Genomic DNA, 17469 nt, shown 5'->3' with positions numbered 1-17469 from the left:
GGTGGTAGTGGCGCGGGGGCGGCGGCGGGGCGTAGTAGTGATGGCGCGGCGGCGGCGCGGGCGTCACGTACACCTGGGCCTGGATGAACGGGCCGCCGGCCTGGGCATGGGCCGGCGCGGTGAGGGCGGCCAGCGACAGCAGGGCGGCAGCACCGAAGGCGAATGTCAGCTTTTTCATGGCGACTCCTGGGGAGTGATTGCGATGCCTCATCGTCGCGCCATTATGTGAAGTTCTTGTAAGCCGGAAGCGAAATCGCATGAAGAGCTGTAAGCCGCTGCGCGCACGCTTTTTCAGCGTTGCGGGGCCGGCAGCATGCGCCGCAGGGCTTCGAAGAACAGGTCGGACTGTTCCCTCTCGCCCTGGATCTGCGCCGCCACATGCGCGGCCAGCTTGGCGTTGACCGGCACCAGCGGGCGCCCGGTCGATTGCGCGATCACCTGATGCAGGCAGGCGCGCTCCAGGTAGTACAGGTCGTCGTAGGCATGGGCGATCGTGCCGCCCGCCACGATCACGCCGTGGTTCGCGAGAAAGGCCACGTCCTTGCCGGCCATGGCGCGCGCGATGCGCTCGCCCTCGGCATCGTCCAGTGCCAGGCCGTTGTACTCGGCGTCGATGGCGATGCGGTTCATGTAGCGCATGGCGTTCTGGCTGGCGGTGGGGTCGAGCGCGCGGTCGACCGTGAGCGTCAGCGCCGTCGCATAGGGCATGTGGCAATGCAGCACCACGGCGTGGCCCGTGAGCCGGTGCACCGCGCCGTGGATGAAGAGGGCCGTGGGCTCCACGCGGTGGCGGCCCGCAAGCACTTCGCCGTGCACGTCGATCAGCACGATGTCGTCAGGACCGATCTCGCTCCAGTGCAGCCCGCGCGGGTTGATGAGGTAGCGGTCCTGCGCGCCCGGCAGCAACACGCTGAAATGGTTGCACACACCTTCGGACAGCCCGTGGTGGGCCGCAGCGCGCAAGGCGAGCGCGAGGTCTTCGCGCAACTGGCGCACGGCGGGGCTGGCGTATTCGGAATCGGCGGACATCGCGGGGGTCTCCTTCTTTCTTGTGGTGGGTGAATCGTTCGTGCCGGATCAGGCGCGGACCAGACCGGCCCAGGCCGCCACGAAGCGCTGCGCGTCCTCGCGCACGGCGGCGGCGGTCTTGCCGGGCTTGTAGAGCGACGAGCCGATGCCGAAGCCGGCGGCGCCGGCCGCGCGCCATGCGCCCATGTTGTCGGGCGCGATGCCGCCCACGGGCATCACGGGCGTGCCGGCGGGGAGCACCGCGAGCAGGGCCTTGACCACGGCGGGCGAGGCCAGCTCGGCCGGGAACAACTTGAGGCCCGTGGCGCCGGCCGCGAGCGCGCCGAAGGCCTCGGTCGGCGTCATCACGCCGGGCAGGCAGGCCATGCCCAGGCGCGCGGCCTCGGCGATGACGTCGGCGTTGAAGTTGGGCGACACGATCAGCTCGCCGCCAGCCGCATGCACCTCGCGCACCTGCTTCGCGTCGAGCACGGTGCCCGCGCCGACCAGCGCGTTCGGAAAGCGCTGGCGCATCAGCGCGATGCTCTCCAGCGGCTGCGGCGAATTGAGCGGCACTTCGAGCAGCCGGAAGCCGGGCTCGACGATGGCGTCGCCCACGTCGGCGGCTTCAGCGGGCGAGAGGCCGCGCAGGATGGCCACGAGTGGCAGGGCCTGCATCGCGGCGTTGAATCTATCGAGGGGCGTGGTCATGGGGCGGGTGTCCTGTCGGTGTCGAGGAAGCCGGACAGCGTGTGCAGTCCGGCCCAGGTGGCTTCGGCGCCGAGCGTGCGCGTGGCGACGCCGGTGGCGCGCAGGGCCAGGGTGTAGCGTTGGGTGAGGGTGGAAGAGCCGATCAGCACGACCTCGCCGACAGCCTGTACCGATTGCGTGCGCAGCTCTTCGCCGATGAGCAGGCCCGACAGGTAGCTCGACAGTTCTTCCTTGGGCATGCGCTCGAACAGCGCGAGCGTGCGGGTGCCGAAGGCGTTGTGCAGCAGGCCGTGGCCGTTCTCGGAGCGCGTCACGCCTTCGAGGAACGCGGCTTCGTCGAGCGGCGCGGCCGCATCGAGCGTGCGCCCCAGGATCGAGTGCTGGCTCAGCAGCGCGTAGAACTCGCCCGTCATGTAGGTGCGAAAGCCCGCGACGCGGCCTTTCTTGACCGTCGCCCATTTGTTGTGGGTGCCGGGCAGCACGAAGACGCCGTCGTCCAGGCCGGTGATCGTCATGGCGCCGAGGATCTGCACCTCTTCGCCGCGCATCACGTCGGGCACGCCGGCGTGCTCGTCGCTGAGGCCGGGCACGATGGCGATGCGCGCGCCGGGGATGGCGTCTGTGGCGATGATGCTGCGGCCTACTTCGACGCGGCCTGCGGGGCAGGGGCAGTAGGGCGCTTCGACCCAGCCCTGCTTGCTGCCGGCCATGCCGGAGATCAGGCAGCGCGTGTCTGCCAGGCGCATCCAGTCGCCGAACAGCGACTCGAACACGGCAGGAAAGCCGCCCTCGGGCACGGTGAGGATGCCGCGGGCGTCGCTGCGCTCTTCGATGACCTGCCCGCTCGGGTCGAGCAATGCACCGCGTAGCGAGCTTGTGCCCCAGTCGATGGCGATGAGTCTTGTCATGTCTGTCGTCTGTTGCGTTTCGAGAGTTTGTTCGGGGCGCGTGCCCAGGGCACCGGGTACTTCCCTCCGCGAATGTCCCCCGCCCTTCGGGCTCCTCCTTGATTTCGCTGCGGGAAGCACCCAGTGCCCTGGGCACTGGAGGCGCGGTTGTTGTGCGTGCCGATCAACGACTGCAGCGAACAACGCTCACGTCGATGGGGTGCCTTGCGCAGCGAAATCAAGGAGGAGCCCGAAGGGCGGGGGACATTCGCGGAGCAAGGTACCCCGTCGGCGGGAGCGCGCCCTGGATCTCTCCAAATCAGTGATTGTCTCGCGGCACAAAAGCCCCACGACGACCACGCAGAAAGGCCAGGTCCGCTCCCTGGTCGGCCTGCAGCACCGTGTCGACGTACAGCTTCCAGTACCCCGAGTCGAGCGGAGCCTTGGGCGCCACCCACTTCGCGCGGCGCTTCGCCAGTTCCTCGTCGCTCACATGCAGGTGCAGCTTGCGGTTCGGCACGTCGAGCTCGACGATGTCGCCGTCCTGCACCAGCGCCAGCGGGCCGCCCGCAGCCGCTTCGGGCGCGGTATGCAGAACGACGGTGCCGTAGGCCGTGCCGCTCATGCGTGCGTCGCTGATGCGGACCATGTCCGTGATGCCCTTGCGCAGCACCTTTGGCGGCAGTGGCATGTTGCCCGCCTCGGCCATGCCGGGGTAGCCCTTGGGGCCGCAGTTCTTGAGCACCATGATGCAGTGCTCGTCGATGTCCAGGTTCTCGTCGTCGATGCGCTTGTGCAGGTCGTCGGCGCTTTCGAACACCACCGCGCGGCCCTTGTGCACCAGCAGCTCGGGCGTGGCCGCGCTGGGCTTGATGATGGCGCCGTTGGGTGCGAGGTTGCCGCGCAGCACGCAGATGCCGGCCTTGTCCTTGAAGGGCTCGGCCTGGGTGCGGATGACCTGCGGGTTGTAGTTCTCGGCGTCCTTCACGTTCTCCCACACGCTCTGGCCGGTGACGGTGAGGATGTCCTTGTGCAGGTGGTCGGCGATTTCCTTGATGACCACCGGCAGGCCGCCCGCGTAGCAGAAGTCTTCCATCAGGAACTGGCCCGAGGGCTGCAGGTTCACGAGGCAGGGCAGGTCGGCGGCGAGACGGTCGAAGTCGTCGAGCGTGAGCTCGACGCCCATGCGGCCCGCAATGGCCAGCAGGTGGATCACGAAGTTGGTCGAGCCGCCGATGGCCGCGTTGACCTTGATCGCGTTCTCGATCGCCTGGCGCGTGAGGATCTTCGACATGTTCATGTCTTCATGCACCATGTCGACGATGCGCCGGCCCGCCTGGCGCGCCAGTACGTTGCGCCGGCCGTCGACGGCGGGGTAGGCCGCATTGCCCGGCAGGCCGATGCCCAGCGACTCGACCATGCTGGCCATGGTGCTGGCCGTGCCCATCGTCATGCAGTGGCCGTGGCTGCGGTGCATGCAGCTCTCGGCCTCGAAGAAGTCCTGCAGCTTGAGCGTGCCGGCGCGCACCTGTTCGCTCATCTGCCACACGCCGGTGCCCGAGCCCAGTTCCTGGCCGCGCCACTTGCCCGAGAGCATGGGCCCGCCCGACACGCCGATGGTCGGCAGGTCGACGCTGGCCGCGCCCATCATCAGCGCGGGCGTGGTCTTGTCGCAGCCCATGAGCAGCACCACGCCGTCGAGCGGGTTGCCGCGAATGCTCTCTTCGACGTCCATGCTCGCGAGGTTGCGATACAGCATGGCGGTGGGGCGCAGGAGCGTCTCGCCCAGCGACATCACCGGGAATTCGAGCGGGAAGCCGCCCGCCTCGTACACGCCGATCTTCACCTGCTCGGCGAGCGTGCGGAAGTGCGAGTTGCAGGGCGTGAGTTCGCTGAAGGTGTTGCAGATGCCGATGACCGGGCGGCCGTCGAACTGGTCGTGCGGCACGCCCTTGCCCTTCATCCAGCTGCGGTAGATGAAACCGTCGCGGTCATGGCGTCCGAACCACTGCTGGCTGCGCAGTTCGCTGGCGGGCTTTTTCTTCGGGGCGTTGCTCATGGGGTGTGTCTCTTCGTCGTTGATGCTTTGCGGAAATCCTCAGGGTTTTTCCTGCGGGACGACCGTTTCAATCATCATATGATAAGCGTGACGAGCTGTCGCGCATTCAGGGTTTTCGAGTGGCCGGCACAGGCAAGAGCTGCCTGCATCCGGCCCCGATACGGGCAGGCAAACAGGCACCGGACACCACCAGAACCACACACCCACAGGCAGGCATGATCAAGAACGTTCACGGCAACACGGTCGACCGCATCGGCAGCGACATCGTCGCGGGCCGCTATGCGCCCGGCGCGTCGATTCCGCCGGAGCCGCTCCTGTGCGAAGAGCTCGGCGTGAGCCGGACCGTGGTGCGCGAATCGATCAAGTCGCTGATCGCCAAGGGCCTCGTGACCAGTGGCCCGAAGGTGGGCACGCGCGTGCAGCCGCCCGACCAGTGGAACTGGTTCGACGCCGACGTCATCGTGTGGCAGACGCAGGCGGGCCTGTCGGCCGAGTTCCTGCGCGACCTGCAGGACCTGCGCCGCGTGGTGGAGCCCGCCGCGGTGGCGCTGGCCGCCCAGCGCGCCACCGCCGAAGACATCGCCGACATGGAAGACGCCTACGCGGGCATGAAGCGCGCCATCGAGTTCGGCGGCGACTACATCACGCCCGACCTGCGCTTTCACCAGGGCCTCATCCGCTCCAGCCACAACCGCATGCTGGTGCAGATGAGCCGTGCGCTGGGCGCGCTGCTGCGCACCAGCTTCGAGATTTCGACCACCCGCAAGAACGGGCCCGCGAGTTCGCTGCCGCTGCACCGCGCGGTGCTCGACGCCGTCATCGCACGCGATCCGGCCGCCGCCGAAAAAGCCGTGCTGGTGCTCATCGACGGTGCGCGCCACGACATCGAGACGGTGCTGGCCTCGCGCAAGAAGATTCCGCGCATCAGCCGCCCGGCGACGCAGCTGAAGGCCTTCCCGCTCTAGACGCGGCGGCCGCGCAGACATCCGATAACAACACTGGAAAGTCAGGAGACGCAGATGCTGATGCAAAGGGCTATCGACGGATTTTTTCGCCTGCTGGAGTTCCTCGTCGTCGTGTGCATGGTGGCGATGGTCGTCATGGTGTTCGGCAACGTGGTGCTGCGCTACGGTTTCAATTCGGGCATTTCGGTGTCGGACGAGATGTCGCGCTACTGCTTCATCTGGCTCACCTACATCGGCGCCATGGTGGCCATGCGCGACGGCGCGCACCTGGGCGTGGACACGCTCATCAAGCACCTGCCGCTCATGGGCAAGAAGGTCTGCTTCTTCCTGAGCCAGTCGCTCATGCTGTTCTGCAACGTGCTCTTCTTCATGGGCACCTACGAGATGCACGAGCTGCAGGTGACCAACATCTCGCCCGTGGTCGGCATCTCGATGATCTGGGTCTACGGCATCGGCTACGTGGTGTCGGTGGTGATGGCCCTCTTCAACATCGACAAGCTCTGGCGATTGTTCAGGGGCAGGGTGCCCGACCAGGAGCTGATCCAGATCATGGAATCCGAAGAACAGGTGCTCGACGCCGCCGCACACGGGAAGGTGGCGCAATGACTGTCACGATCTTCATCGTCTCCCTGCTCGGCGCCATGGCACTGGGCATTCCGATCTCGTATTCGTTGCTGGTGTGCGGCGTCTCGCTGATGGGCTGGCTGGCCTACACCGGCGGCCTGCCGGCCTTCGACAGCCAGATCATTGCGCAGCGCTTTGTCGACGGTGCCGACAACTTCCCGCTGCTGGCCGTGCCGTTCTTCCTGCTGGCCGGCGAGTTCATGAACGCGGGCGGGCTCAGCCGGCGCATCGTGAACCTGGCGATGGCCTGGGTCGGCCACTACCGCGGCGGCATGGGCTATGTGGCGGTGCTGGCCGCGATCATCATGGCCTCGCTGTCGGGCTCGGCCGTGGCCGACACGGCCGCGCTCGCCGCGCTCCTCATCCCGATGATGAAGGCCGCCGGCTACCAGATGAACCGCTCGGCCGGCCTCATTGCCGCGGGCGGCATCATCGCGCCGGTGATCCCGCCGTCGATCGGGCTCATCGTGTTCGGCGTGGCGGGCAACGTGTCGATCACCAAGCTGTTCCTCGCAGGCATCGTGCCCGGCATCCTGATGGGGCTCGCGGTGGGCGTGGCCTGGTGGATCGTGGCCCGGAAGGACAACGTGAAGTCCTCGCCGCGCGTGCCCTGGGGCGAGCGGCTGAAGGTCACGGCGCAGGGCAGCCTGGCGCTGGCGCTGCCGATCATCATCATCGGCGGCATGAAGTTCGGCGTCTTCACGCCGACCGAAGCGGCCGTGGTCGCGGCCGTCTATTCGCTCGTGGTGGGCCTCTTCATCTACGGCGAACTCAAGGTCAAAGACCTGTACCGCCTCACGCTGGCGGCCGGCAAGACCACCGCGGTGGTGATGTTCCTCGTGGCCGCCGCGATGGTGAGCGCCTGGCTCATCACGGTGGCCAACATCCCGACCGAGGTGGTGTCGCTGCTGGAGCCCTTCCTGGACAACAAGACGCTGCTGATGTTCGTGATGATGGTGCTGATCGTCATCGTGGGCACCGCGCTCGACTTCACGCCCACCGTGCTCATCCTCACGCCGGTGCTGATGCCCGTGGTGCTCAAGGCCGGCATCGACCCGGTGTATTTCGGCGTGCTGTTCATCATGAACAACGCCATCGGCCTGATCACGCCGCCGGTGGGCACGGTGCTCAACGTGGTGAGCGGCGTGGCGCGCATCTCGATGGACGATGCCTTCAAGGGCGTGATGCCCTTCTTCATCGCCCATCTGGTGGTGCTGTTCACGCTGGTGTTCTTCCCGCAGCTCGTGACCGTGCCGCTGCAGTGGTGGATGGGGCGCTAGTTCTTCCTTTTTCCTGTCAGTCAGTTCGTTCAACCAACCCCTCGAATCGAAGGAGACAAGCATGTTGTTTCGCAGAACCCTGATGACCGCCGCCCTCGTGGCCGGCGGCCTGCTGGCGTCGACTGGCGCCCTCGCGCAATTTGCCGAACGCACGATCAAGTTCACCAACGGCGTGAACGAAGACCACCCCGTGGGCGTGGGCGTGAAGAAGATGCAGGAAGTGCTGGCGGCCAAGACCGGCGGCAAGATGAAGATCACGGCCTTCTGGGGCGGCGCCGCGGGCGGCGACCTGCCGGCCACGCAGGCGCTGCGCGCCGGCACGCAGGAAATGGTGTGCACGTCGAGTTCGCCGCTGGTGGGCATCGTGAAGGAACTCGGCGCCTTCGACCTGCCGTTCCTGTTCGCCAACGAGAAGGAGGCCGACGCGGTGCTCGACGGCCCCGCGGGCGAGTACTTCAACAAGAAACTCGAAGCCGCCGGCCTCGTGAACCTGGCCTACTGGGAGAACGGTTTCCGCAACCTCACCAACAGCAAGAAGCCCGTGGCCAAGGCGGAGGACTTCGAAGGCGTGAAGCTGCGCGTGATGCAGAACAACATCTTCCTGGACTCGTTCAAGACCCTGGGCGCCAACGCCGTGCCCATGGCCTTCGGCGAGGTGTTCACCGCACTCGAGACCCGCACCATCGACGGCCAGGAGAACCCCTTCGTGACCATCGAGACCTCCAAGTTCAGCGAGGTCCAGAAGTACCTGAGCGTGACGCGCCACGCCTACACGCCCTTCCTCATCCTCTACAGCAAGAAGCTGTGGGACCAGCTCAACCCGCAGGAGCAGGCGGTGCTGCGCGAGGCCGCGAAGGAAGGCCAGAAGGTCCAGCGCGAAGCCAACCGCGCGCTCAACGAGAAGTCGCTCGCCAGCCTGCGCAAGACCATGACGGTGAACGAAGTCTCGGCGGCCGAACAGAAGCGCATGTTGGAGAAGGTCAAGCCCGTGTACGACAAGAACGTGCCCAACATCGGCACGGAAGCCGTGGGCGTGGTCACCGACGCGCTGAAGAAGGCGCGCGGGGGCTGATAGAGGCGTTCGGCCATGCGCTGAATGTGTGCAAGAGCCGCGCGGCATCCGCCGCCGCGGCTTTTTCTTTTTGCGGAACCCCTTTCATGAAAATTACGCAAGTCGAAACCATCCGCCTGGGCGAGTTCCCCAACATCCTGTGGGTGCGCCTGCACACCGACGAGGGCCTGGTCGGCCTCGGCGAGACCTTCATGGGCGCCGAAGCGGTCGAGGCCTACCTGCACGAGTGGGCGGCGCTGAAACTGCTGGGCACCGACCCGCTGCAGATCGAGGCGCGCAACCGCGACATCACGGGCTACCTCGGCTGGCGCGGATCGGGCGTGGAAACGCGCGGCAACTCGGCCGTCGACATCGCCCTGTGGGACCTGTTCGGCAAGGCCGCCAACATGCCGGTGCACACGGCGCTGGGCGGCAAGAGCCGCGATGCGATCCGCATCTACAACACCTGCGCGGGCTACCAGTACATCCGCAGCGCCACCAACCAGACCAGCTCGAACTGGGGCCTGGCCAACAACAACAACAACGGGCTCTACGAAGACCTGCAGGGCTTCCTGCACCACGCCGACGAACTGGCCGAGTCGCTGCTGTCCGAAGGCATCACGGCCATGAAGATCTGGCCCTTCGACCCGGCGGCGGAGAAGAGCCACGGGCAGTACATCAGCAACGCCGATCTCGACACCGCGCTCGAGCCCTTCCGCAAGATCCGCCAGGCGGTGGGCGGCAAGATGGACATCATGGTCGAGTTCCACAGCCTGTGGCGCTTGCCGATGGCGCAGAAGATCGCGCGCGCGCTGCAGGAGTTCGACACCTTCTGGCACGAGGACGCCATCCGCATGGACAGCCTCGACCTGCTCAAGCAGTACGCGAAGGATTGCCAGGCGCTCGTCTGCGCCAGCGAGACGCTGAGCTACAAGTGGGGCTTCAAGGACTACCTGCAGACCGGCGTGGCCGGGGTCGCGATGCTCGACCTGAGCTGGTGCGGCGGCCTCACCGAGGCGCGCAAGATCGCCGCCATGGCTGATGCCTGGCAACTGCCCGTGGCACCGCACGACTGCACCGGGCCGGTGGTCTGGGCCGCGTCCACGCACCTGAGCCTGCATGCGCCCAATGCGCTCATCCAGGAGAGCGTGCGCGCCTTCTTCACCGGCTGGTACAAGGAACTCGTCACCGAGCTGCCGAAGGTCGAGAGCGGGATGATCAGCCTCAATGACAAGCCCGGCCTCGGTCTGGAGCTGCTGCCCGACCTGCACAAGCGCGCCGACGCGATCGTGCGGGTGTCGAAGGCGGCGTAGGGCCGTTCGTCAGCGGTTGTCGTCGGTGCGCAGCCGCAGCAGGGCGCGCACGAAGCCGTGGTCCGAGCGCGAGCGGTCGCGGCCTTCGTGCAGGTGGTCGTTGAAGTAGTCGACGCGGCGCACGTCGCCCAGGCTGTGGCGGCTGCTGGCAACGAACTCTTCGCTCACCAGGATCTGGTCGAGCACGTCCGGAAAGCCCTGGTGGATGTGCGAATAGGCCACGTCCTTCTTGAGTGCCGACTCGCCCTGCATCTCGTAGGCGTTGAACAGCGCCACGTCGCGCGCGGCCTTGTCGTAGGCCACCTCGGAGGTAGCGGCCACCAGCTGCGTGGTCACGCTGTGCGGGTTGTCGTTGAAGTCGCCCATCACCACCAGCGGCACGTTGGTGCCCTGCAGCAGGTCGATGACGATGCAGCGCAGGGCCGCGGCCTCGGCGCCGCGCATCAGCAAGGAGCGCAGCGAGGCCATCGCACCGATCTTGCGGTCGTCGCGGTCTTCCAGGTGGTTGCCCTGCGCGTCCTGCAGGAACTTGGGGCGCTTGGACTTCAGGTGCACCGTCAGCACATGCACCTGCTGGCCGTGCTTCATGCGCACGGTGGCCAGCAGGGGCGGGCGCTCGAAGCGCGTGTGCGGGCCGATGCCCGGCACCTCGACGCCGAAGCCCGCGGGGAAGTCGACGAAGGACTGCACGCTGTCCACCTGCAGCCGCGTGACGATGCCGACGCGCGGCGTGCCCTGTGCGCCCGGCCGCCCGGGCGTGCCCGGCGGGCTCGCGGGCGGCGGCGAGTTCTCGGCGCCCGGCACCGAGACGAAGTCGTAGCGCAGCCCGCTGCGGCCGATGGCGGCCTTCAGCGCGGCCTCGTCCCACACCTCCTGCACCGCGAGCACGTCGGCATTGAGCGCGTGGATGCGCTCGCCGATCCAGTCGATCTTGCGTTCGTATTCACGCTCGTTGTAGGCGTCCTGGTTCTCGTAGTACAGGCGGTTCGGGTTCGCGAGGTTGAGCAGGTTGCAGGTCGCGACGAAGAGCGTGGCGTAGTTGGGCGGGATGTATGGCATGGAAACGCGATTGTGTCCCGGGTTAGGATTTCAAGCTGAGGTGCGCCCGCCATGTCGTCCATGTCACTCGATGGCGAGGCCGGCCGCAAGAAACAACAACGAAACCGGGGAGCCGCCCAGCGCGGAATGCATGAAGCTCATCCATCTCACCATCTGCGCCGTGGCGGCGCTGCTCGTTGCGGGCTGCGCGTCCAGGAGCCATCCGTCGATGTCCTTCGGCGGCAGCCTTGTCGAACACAGCCTGCTGCGCGTCGAGGACCATGTGTCCTTTGCCCTGGAAGATGGGCCCGAGACGCGCAACTTCACTGTCGCGTGCAATGCGCCCCAGGCGTGGTTGCTCTACTCCGATCTGCGCACCGGCCGCAGCTATCCGGTGACCGGCCGGCGGTATGGCGTGCGCAAGGAACTGGACGAGCGCCAGGCATTGGCCCTGAAAGCGCAGCCGGCGGTCGAACGCGCATGCCGCGCGACCCCGCCCGATTGGCGCGAGGTGCAACGCGGCGCAGACGGCACATTCACACTCATCGACATCGCGAGCGTCGAGACCTCCGAGGGCGCCTTGCTCTTCTGGGGCGCGTTCGACTATCCGCGCATGGACTTCGACCTGCCTTACCGGGCACCCTTTGGCCAGAAGCGCGAGCGCTTCAGGCTCGCGTGCCAATCGCAATCCTATGCCCAGGTGAGTGGCTTCGACATCGACGAGCGCGGCCGCGTTACGGACGGCCGGGTTGAAGGTGACAGGGCGAAGTCGTACACGGTCGGCGGCGACACGAATGCGGACTACAAGGCGCTCTTCAAGGCGGCCTGCAGCGGTGCTTCGGCAGGGCAGGTGTTGCCTGCCTTCACTTCTCGCGCCAAGGCGCTGCCTGATCCCGCAGGCCTGACGCCGCCGAGCCCGGCGGTGATGAAGGCTGTTTCCCAGCTGGGGCTTCCACCGGCGCCCAAGCGCCTGAAGCGCGTCGTGCTCGAAGGCACATGGACCCGCGACGGGAAGACGACGCCGACCCGCAACGAGCTCCAGATTGCGCCGGACGCGACAGCTTCCATGTTCCGAACCCGGACGAAGACCGGCACAGGCCCCGCGGACGGCACGCGGTCGCAGACCGCTTCATTCCTGGGCCTGGTCGACTTGAGCAGCTTCGTCAACTTTCTTCCTGGCTCTGACACGATCAGCCAGGCCATGACCGATCTCACGTTGACGGGCGACTGGCAACGTATGGCCGTGGGCTCGGAGTTGCGCTACGAGACGAAGAAACTGAGCTTGTTCAGCATGATCGGCGGAGTGACCTACGACTACACGACGGTCTGCAAGGTCGTCGGCGTGAGCGCGGCTGCCGAGCTTCATCCTGTCCTGAGTGGCGACGCCAGGCGCCTGGAGTGCCGCATGCAGCCCGATTCGCTCGAACGGACCGACACCTACGTCTATCTGACTGACTACGGCTACGCCCTGCAGCTTCGGGAGGCCGCAGCCAAGCCGCCTTCAGAAGGCATCAAGAAGATCACTGCAGTCGAACAGTGAACGCAGCCGCGGCGCATCGGCGCACGCTGCTGCACAGCCTTGGTCTGGCCGTGGCCTGCGCAGGCGCGCCGGCTCCCGTGGCCCGGATGCAGGCGGCGCCGCCGCGCTGACGGCTGCTCCTGCGGGAGCTCAAAAGAAAAGGGCACCGAGGTGCCCTTTTCCAATTTCCGGGTGGCGTGCCACCCGCGGTGTCTTGTCAGCGACCGAACGAACGGCCACCGCCGCCGCCGGAGCGGCCACCACCGCCGCCGCCGTAGCCGCCGCCACCGCTGCGGGGGGGACGTGCTTCCATGGGACGTGCTTCGTTGACGACCACGCTGCGGCCGCCCAGGGGTTGGCCGTTCATGCCGTTGATGGCGGCCTGTGCTTCCGCGTCACTGCCCATCTCGACGAAGCCGAAGCCCTTCGAGCGACCCGTGTCGCGCTCCATCATGACCTTGGCGCTGGTCACTGCGCCGAACTGGCCGAAGGCCTGCTCGAGATCACCGTCGCGCACCGAGTAAGGCAGGTTGCCGACGTAGAGTTTGTTGCCCATCAAGGGACTCCTATAAACACATCAAGAAAAGCGATGGAGTCCCGAAAGCATCACTCAAACGAGAGCCGCCGAGCCGCGCGAAACTGACCGATCACCGAATTGCTCCCGCCCAAAATCAAGAGGGATGCTCGTGCATTATGGGTGAAATATCAAAAAAGCAAGCAGGAATTTGCGTCTTGAGGTAGCACCTTTCGAAACTAGTAGAAGTTAGCGCACGCCTACCTGTTTGAGCCGAGGGAATTGACGATGCGGCTACAATTCGCCGGTCATTGGGGAGTAGCCGCCTTCCGCATACGAGAAGGGCCCGCGTCAACAGACTTGTCCTTGCCCCACGAGGACATGGCGCGTGCAGTGAACACACCTGGCGAGACCTTTGACCGCACAACTTCGGGAATATGGCCGAAGGTGTTGTGCGGTCAATTGCGTCCTTCGGCCCAAGGAACCCCACATCCATCATGGAAGCTTTTCTCGTTGCAACGGGCGTGGTCGCGCTCGCCGAAATGGGCGACAAGACCCAACTCCTGGCCCTTTTGCTGGCCGCGCGCTTCAGGAAACCCTGGCCGATCGTGCTCGGCATCTTTGTCGCCACGGTCATCAACCACGCGCTGGCCGGCGCGGTCGGCAACTACATCACGCGCTGGCTCGGTCCCGAGGTGCTGCGCTGGATCCTGGGCGGCTCGTTCATCGCCATGGCCGTCTGGATGCTGATTCCCGACAAGCTCGATGAAGACGACGCCCCCGGCGTCTCGAAGTTCGGCGTCTTCGGCACCACGGTGATCGCCTTCTTCCTGGCCGAGATGGGCGACAAGACCCAGATCGCCACCGTCATGCTGGCCGCCCGCTTCACGCAGGACTACGCCTGGGTCGTCGTCGGCACCACGCTGGGCATGATGCTGGCCAATGCGCCGGTCGTGTGGCTGGGCGACAAGATCGTGCGGCGCGTGCCGATCAAGCTGGTGCACGGCATCTCGGCGGCGATCTTCCTGGTGCTGGGCGTCGTGATGATCATTGGCTGGTAGCAGGAAAAAGTCACGGGGCTATACTTGCCCTGCGCCGATTTGCTTCAGCTTGCGGGCGCTTTATAAATTCTGCTAAAGACGGCTGCCGAACCCGGCTCGTTTTTGGCGAGGCCGGGTTTTTTCATTCATGTCGTCGTCACCTTTGGTCGTCACCCCGCAGTCGATGCAGTTCGCAGGCCCGCTGGCCCTGCGCAGCGGCGCCTCGATCAGCGGCTACACGCTCGCCTACGAAACCTACGGCACCCTCAACGCCGAGCGCAGCAATGCGGTGCTGGTGTGCCATGCGCTCAACGCCTCGCACCACGTCGCGGGCGTGTACGAGGGCCAGGCCCGCTCCGAGGGCTGGTGGGACAACATGGTGGGCCCGGGCAAGCCGCTGGACACCGACCGCTTCTTCGTGATCGGCGTCAACAACCTCGGCTCCTGCTTCGGCTCGACCGGCCCGATGCACGTGAACCCCGCCACCGGCCGCGTCTACGGCGCCGACTTCCCGGTGGTCACGGTCGAAGACTGGGTCGACGCCCAGGCCGCGCTGCTCGATGCGCTCGGCATCCAGACGCTCGCGGCCGTGATGGGCGGCAGCCTCGGGGGCATGCAGGCGCTGTCGTGGACGCTGCAGTACCCCGACCGCGTGCGGCACGCCGTGGTGGTGGCCAGCGCGCCCAACCTCACGGCCGAGAACATCGCCTTCAACGAGGTGGCGCGCCGCGCCATCGTGACCGACCCCGACTTCCACGGTGGCCATTTCTACGAATACGGCGTGGTGCCCAAGCGCGGCCTGCGCATCGCCCGCATGATCGGCCACATCACCTACCTGAGCGACGACGTGATGAACGCCAAGTTCGGGCGCATCCTGCGCAGCGCCGTCGAGGGCGAGGTGGCGGGGCTCGACTACCGCTATTCCACGCAGGACATCGAGTTCCAGATCGAAAGCTACCTGCGCTACCAGGGCGACAAGTTCAGCGAGTACTTCGACGCCAACACCTACCTGCTGATCACCCGCGCGCTCGACTACTTCGACCCTGCGCGCCACCACGGCGGCCAGCTCAGCACCGCGCTCGCGCAGGCCACGGCCAAGTTCCTGCTCGTGAGCTTCAAGACCGACTGGCGCTTCTCGCCCGCGCGCAGCCGCGAGATCGTGAAGGCGCTGCTCGACAACCGCCGCAACGTGAGCTACGCCGAGATCGACGCGCCGCACGGCCACGACGCCTTCCTGCTCGACGACGTGCGCTACATGGGCGTGGTGCGCTCGTACTTCGAACGCGTCGCCAAGGAATTCCAATGAGCGACCTTGCACACCAACGACTGATTGCACAGCTTGTGCCCCAAGGCTCGCGCGTGCTCGACCTGGGCTGCGGCGACGGCGCCCTGCTCGACCTGCTGCAGCGCGAACGCGGCTGCACCGGCTACGGCGTGGAGATCGCCGACGGCAACGTGCTGCAGTGCATCCGCCGCGGCGTCGACGTGATCCAGCTCAACCTCGACGAAGGTCTGGCGATGTTCGACGACGCCACCTTCGACGTGGTGCTGCAGATCGACACGCTGCAGCACCTGCGCAATGCCGAGGTCATGCTGCGCGAGACCGCGCGCGTGGGCCGCTTCGGCATCGTCGCCTTTCCCAATTTCGCGCATTGGCCCAACCGCCTGAGCGTGGCGCGCGGGCGCATGCCCGTGACGCGCCGCCTGCCCTACCAGTGGTACGACACGCCCAACATCCGCGTCGGCACCTACAAGGACTTCGAGGTGCTGGCCGGCAAGAACAACCTGCGCGTGCTCGACGCTTTCGGCCTGCAGAACGGCCGCGACGTGCGCTGGCTGCCCAACGCGCGCGCCAGCACGGCGGTGTTCAAGTTCGAGCGGGGCGGCTGAGCACGCCGCCCCTGCACCGCACGGACATCGGGTCGGAATGAGCTTCACGCTCGCGCAGCCGGTTCACAGCGACCTGCTCATCAAGAAAAGCCGCTTCATCGGCTGCGTGCAACCGGTGCCCGACCGCGCGGCCGCGCTGGCCGTGGTCGCCTCGCTGCGCGCCGAACACCCGGGCGCTGCGCACGTGTGCTGGGCCCTGATGGCCGGCGGCCAGTCGGCCGCGAACGACGACGGCGAGCCCGGCGGCACGGCCGGGCGCCCCATGCTCGAGGTGCTGCGCCACCAGCAGGTGGAAGGCGCGCTCGCCACCGTGGTGCGCTACTTCGGCGGCGTGAAGCTCGGTGCCGGCGGCCTCGTGCGGGCCTACACCGACGCCGTGGCCCAGGCCCTGCTCGGCGCCACGCTGGTGCCGCTCGTGCGCCAGCGCCACCTGCAGTGCGCCGTGCCCTACGCGCTCGAGGGGCTGGTGCGGCGCGAGTTGGCCGCCATCGGCGCGGTGCTCGAAGACGTGCAGCACGGCGACGACGTGCGCTTTGCCTTCGCGCTCCCCGCACCCGAGGCCGATGCCTTCATCGCGCGCCTCGACGATGCTGCGCAAGGGCGCGTCGTCTGGCCGACGGCGTGAGCCGCTTCGCCGGCGCCTTGCCTGAAGCCGGCTCCGCCGCCAGCGCGAGCACGCCACGCGAGGCGAGCGCGATCGGCTCCGCCAGGTCGTCGTCGACGCCGCGCCGCGTCATCTCGGCCGTGACGATGCCGGTGGGCACGGCCAGCACGCCCCAGCCCAGCAGCATCATCACGGAGGCGATCGCGCGGCCCAGGTCGGTCTTGGGCACGAGGTCGCCGAAGCCGACCGTGGCCATGGTGGAGATGGCCCAGTAGATCGCCACCGGAATGCTGGTGAAGCCGTGCGTCGGGCCTTCGACCACATACATCAGCGTGCCCATCACCAGCACCACCAACATCACGAAGCCCACGAACACCGTGATCTTCCGGCGGCTCGATGCCACCGCCGACACCAGCGCGCGGTACTCCACCGAATAGCGCGACAGCTTGAAGATGCGGAACACGCGCAGCAGCCGCAGGATGCGCACGTCGATCAGGTACGCCAGCTCGGGCGCGAAGGCCACGAGAAAGGTCGGCAGCAGCGCCAGCAGGTCGATCACGCCGTAGAAGCTCAGCGCGTAGCGCAGCGGCTTGTTCACGCAGCACAGCCGCGCGATGTACTCCAGCGTGAAGAGAATCGTGAACACCCATTCGAGGGCATTGAACAGAGGCCGCCACTGGTCGCGGATCGACTGCACGCTGTCCAGGATGACGACCAGCACGCTGGTCACGATCACCGCGATGAGCGTCAGGTCGAACCACAGGCCGGCGGGGGTGTCGGCCTCGAAGATCACGGTGAACAGCGTGCGCCGCCAGCCGCGCGCAGGCTTGTCGAACCGCGAGTCGGTGGCGGCGGGCGTGGACAGGGCTTCGATGTTCGGTCGGATCAGGCGGGTCATGCGGGGCATTGTCAGGGGCCCCGGGCGACTTATTCAGTTACGCTTATTGCGCAATGAAGTGCCGCATG

At 66.8% G+C, this 17469-nt stretch carries 15 protein-coding genes, 2 pseudogenes and 1 riboswitch; of the genes and pseudogenes, 10 read left to right on the top strand and 7 right to left on the bottom strand.

Annotated elements, in window-relative coordinates; genetic code table 11:
- Window positions 1–291: 291 nt before the first annotated feature.
- From AC07XP_RS22120 to AC07XP_RS22105, 4 genes and pseudogenes are all read right to left on the bottom strand, one after another.
- Window positions 292–1044 (bottom strand): annotated as a pseudogene (locus AC07XP_RS22120) (aldolase); the annotation flags it as partial.
- 33 nt (window positions 1045–1077) lie between these two features.
- Window positions 1078–1719 (bottom strand): 2-dehydro-3-deoxy-6-phosphogalactonate aldolase, encoded by a 642-nt coding sequence (locus AC07XP_RS22115; protein WP_495265882.1) that lies wholly within the window; start codon window positions 1717–1719, stop codon window positions 1078–1080.
- Complete coding sequence (locus AC07XP_RS22110) at window positions 1716–2627, bottom strand: 2-dehydro-3-deoxygalactonokinase (RefSeq protein ID WP_070062486.1); 912 nt, start codon at window positions 2625–2627, stop codon at window positions 1716–1718. The genes AC07XP_RS22115 and AC07XP_RS22110 overlap by 4 nt, the downstream gene beginning before the upstream one ends.
- 298 nt (window positions 2628–2925) lie before the next feature.
- Window positions 2926–4665, bottom strand: coding sequence for an IlvD/Edd family dehydratase (locus AC07XP_RS22105; protein WP_056579196.1), 1740 nt, complete (start codon window positions 4663–4665; stop codon window positions 2926–2928).
- Between the two features lie 215 nt (window positions 4666–4880).
- On the opposite strand from AC07XP_RS22105, the gene AC07XP_RS22100 reads away from it, so the two are divergent.
- From AC07XP_RS22100 to AC07XP_RS22080, 5 genes are all read left to right on the top strand, one after another.
- Complete coding sequence (locus tag AC07XP_RS22100; RefSeq protein ID WP_062476018.1) at window positions 4881–5630, top strand: FadR/GntR family transcriptional regulator; 750 nt, start codon at window positions 4881–4883, stop codon at window positions 5628–5630.
- 54 nt (window positions 5631–5684) lie between these two features.
- Window positions 5685–6236, top strand: a complete 552-nt coding sequence (locus AC07XP_RS22095; protein ID WP_223301408.1) for a TRAP transporter small permease — start codon at window positions 5685–5687, stop codon at window positions 6234–6236.
- Entirely contained in the window at window positions 6233–7534 is a 1302-nt protein-coding gene (locus AC07XP_RS22090) for a TRAP transporter large permease (RefSeq protein WP_070062487.1), read from the top strand. Before AC07XP_RS22095 ends, AC07XP_RS22090 begins: the two co-directional genes overlap by 4 nt.
- A 61-nt stretch (window positions 7535–7595) precedes the next feature.
- The gene (locus tag AC07XP_RS22085; protein WP_062476013.1) at window positions 7596–8606 is read left to right on the top strand and encodes a TRAP transporter substrate-binding protein; all 1011 of its coding nucleotides are present in this window, start codon (window positions 7596–7598) and stop codon (window positions 8604–8606) included.
- A gap of 86 nt (window positions 8607–8692) precedes the next feature.
- On the top strand, window positions 8693–9898 hold the full coding sequence (locus AC07XP_RS22080) for a mandelate racemase/muconate lactonizing enzyme family protein (protein ID WP_495265881.1): 1206 nt from the start codon (window positions 8693–8695) through the stop codon (window positions 9896–9898).
- 9 nt (window positions 9899–9907) lie between these two features.
- Here the strand turns inward: AC07XP_RS22080 and AC07XP_RS22075 are convergent, their stop codons facing one another.
- Window positions 9908–10957 carry an endonuclease/exonuclease/phosphatase family protein gene (locus tag AC07XP_RS22075; protein WP_495265880.1) on the bottom strand — a complete coding sequence of 350 codons (1050 nt, stop codon included), beginning with the start codon at window positions 10955–10957 and terminating at the stop codon, window positions 9908–9910.
- A 130-nt stretch (window positions 10958–11087) separates the two neighbouring features.
- Here AC07XP_RS22075 and AC07XP_RS22070 point away from each other — a divergent pair, with 130 nt between their 5' ends.
- Window positions 11088–12476: a hypothetical protein gene (locus AC07XP_RS22070; protein ID WP_495265879.1), complete on the top strand. Its 1389-nt coding sequence runs from the start codon at window positions 11088–11090 to the stop codon at window positions 12474–12476.
- 214 nt (window positions 12477–12690) lie between these two features.
- On the opposite strand, the pseudogene rbp reads toward AC07XP_RS22070, so the two are convergent.
- Window positions 12691–13011: pseudogene (gene rbp / locus AC07XP_RS22065) on the bottom strand (RNA-binding regulator); the annotation flags it as partial.
- A gap of 259 nt (window positions 13012–13270) precedes the next feature.
- A riboswitch (yybP-ykoY riboswitch) is annotated at window positions 13271–13457 on the top strand.
- Between the two features lie 9 nt (window positions 13458–13466).
- Here rbp and AC07XP_RS22060 point away from each other — a divergent pair.
- From AC07XP_RS22060 to AC07XP_RS22045, 4 genes are all read left to right on the top strand, one after another.
- Complete coding sequence (locus AC07XP_RS22060; protein ID WP_070063359.1) at window positions 13467–14030, top strand: TMEM165/GDT1 family protein; 564 nt, start codon at window positions 13467–13469, stop codon at window positions 14028–14030.
- A gap of 127 nt (window positions 14031–14157) precedes the next feature.
- On the top strand, window positions 14158–15315 hold the full coding sequence (metX, locus tag AC07XP_RS22055) for a homoserine O-succinyltransferase MetX (RefSeq protein WP_495265878.1): 1158 nt from the start codon (window positions 14158–14160) through the stop codon (window positions 15313–15315).
- Window positions 15312–15899 (top strand): methionine biosynthesis protein MetW, encoded by a 588-nt coding sequence (gene metW, locus AC07XP_RS22050; RefSeq protein ID WP_070063357.1) that lies wholly within the window; start codon window positions 15312–15314, stop codon window positions 15897–15899. Before metX ends, metW begins: the two co-directional genes overlap by 4 nt.
- A 37-nt stretch (window positions 15900–15936) precedes the next feature.
- Window positions 15937–16524 (top strand): IMPACT family protein, encoded by a 588-nt coding sequence (locus AC07XP_RS22045; RefSeq protein WP_095747369.1) that lies wholly within the window; start codon window positions 15937–15939, stop codon window positions 16522–16524.
- Here the strand turns inward: AC07XP_RS22045 and AC07XP_RS22040 are convergent.
- Window positions 16469–17401: an ion transporter gene (locus tag AC07XP_RS22040; protein WP_495265877.1), complete on the bottom strand. Its 933-nt coding sequence runs from the start codon at window positions 17399–17401 to the stop codon at window positions 16469–16471. The two genes, AC07XP_RS22045 and AC07XP_RS22040, sit on opposite strands and share 56 nt — an antisense overlap.
- Window positions 17402–17469: the final 68 nt, after the last annotated feature.

The sequence above is a fragment of the Variovorax sp. GW531-E2 genome, from assembly GCF_059423125.1.
Note: the sequence above shows the minus strand (reverse complement) of the source record. Positions and strands in the feature narration are given on the sequence as shown.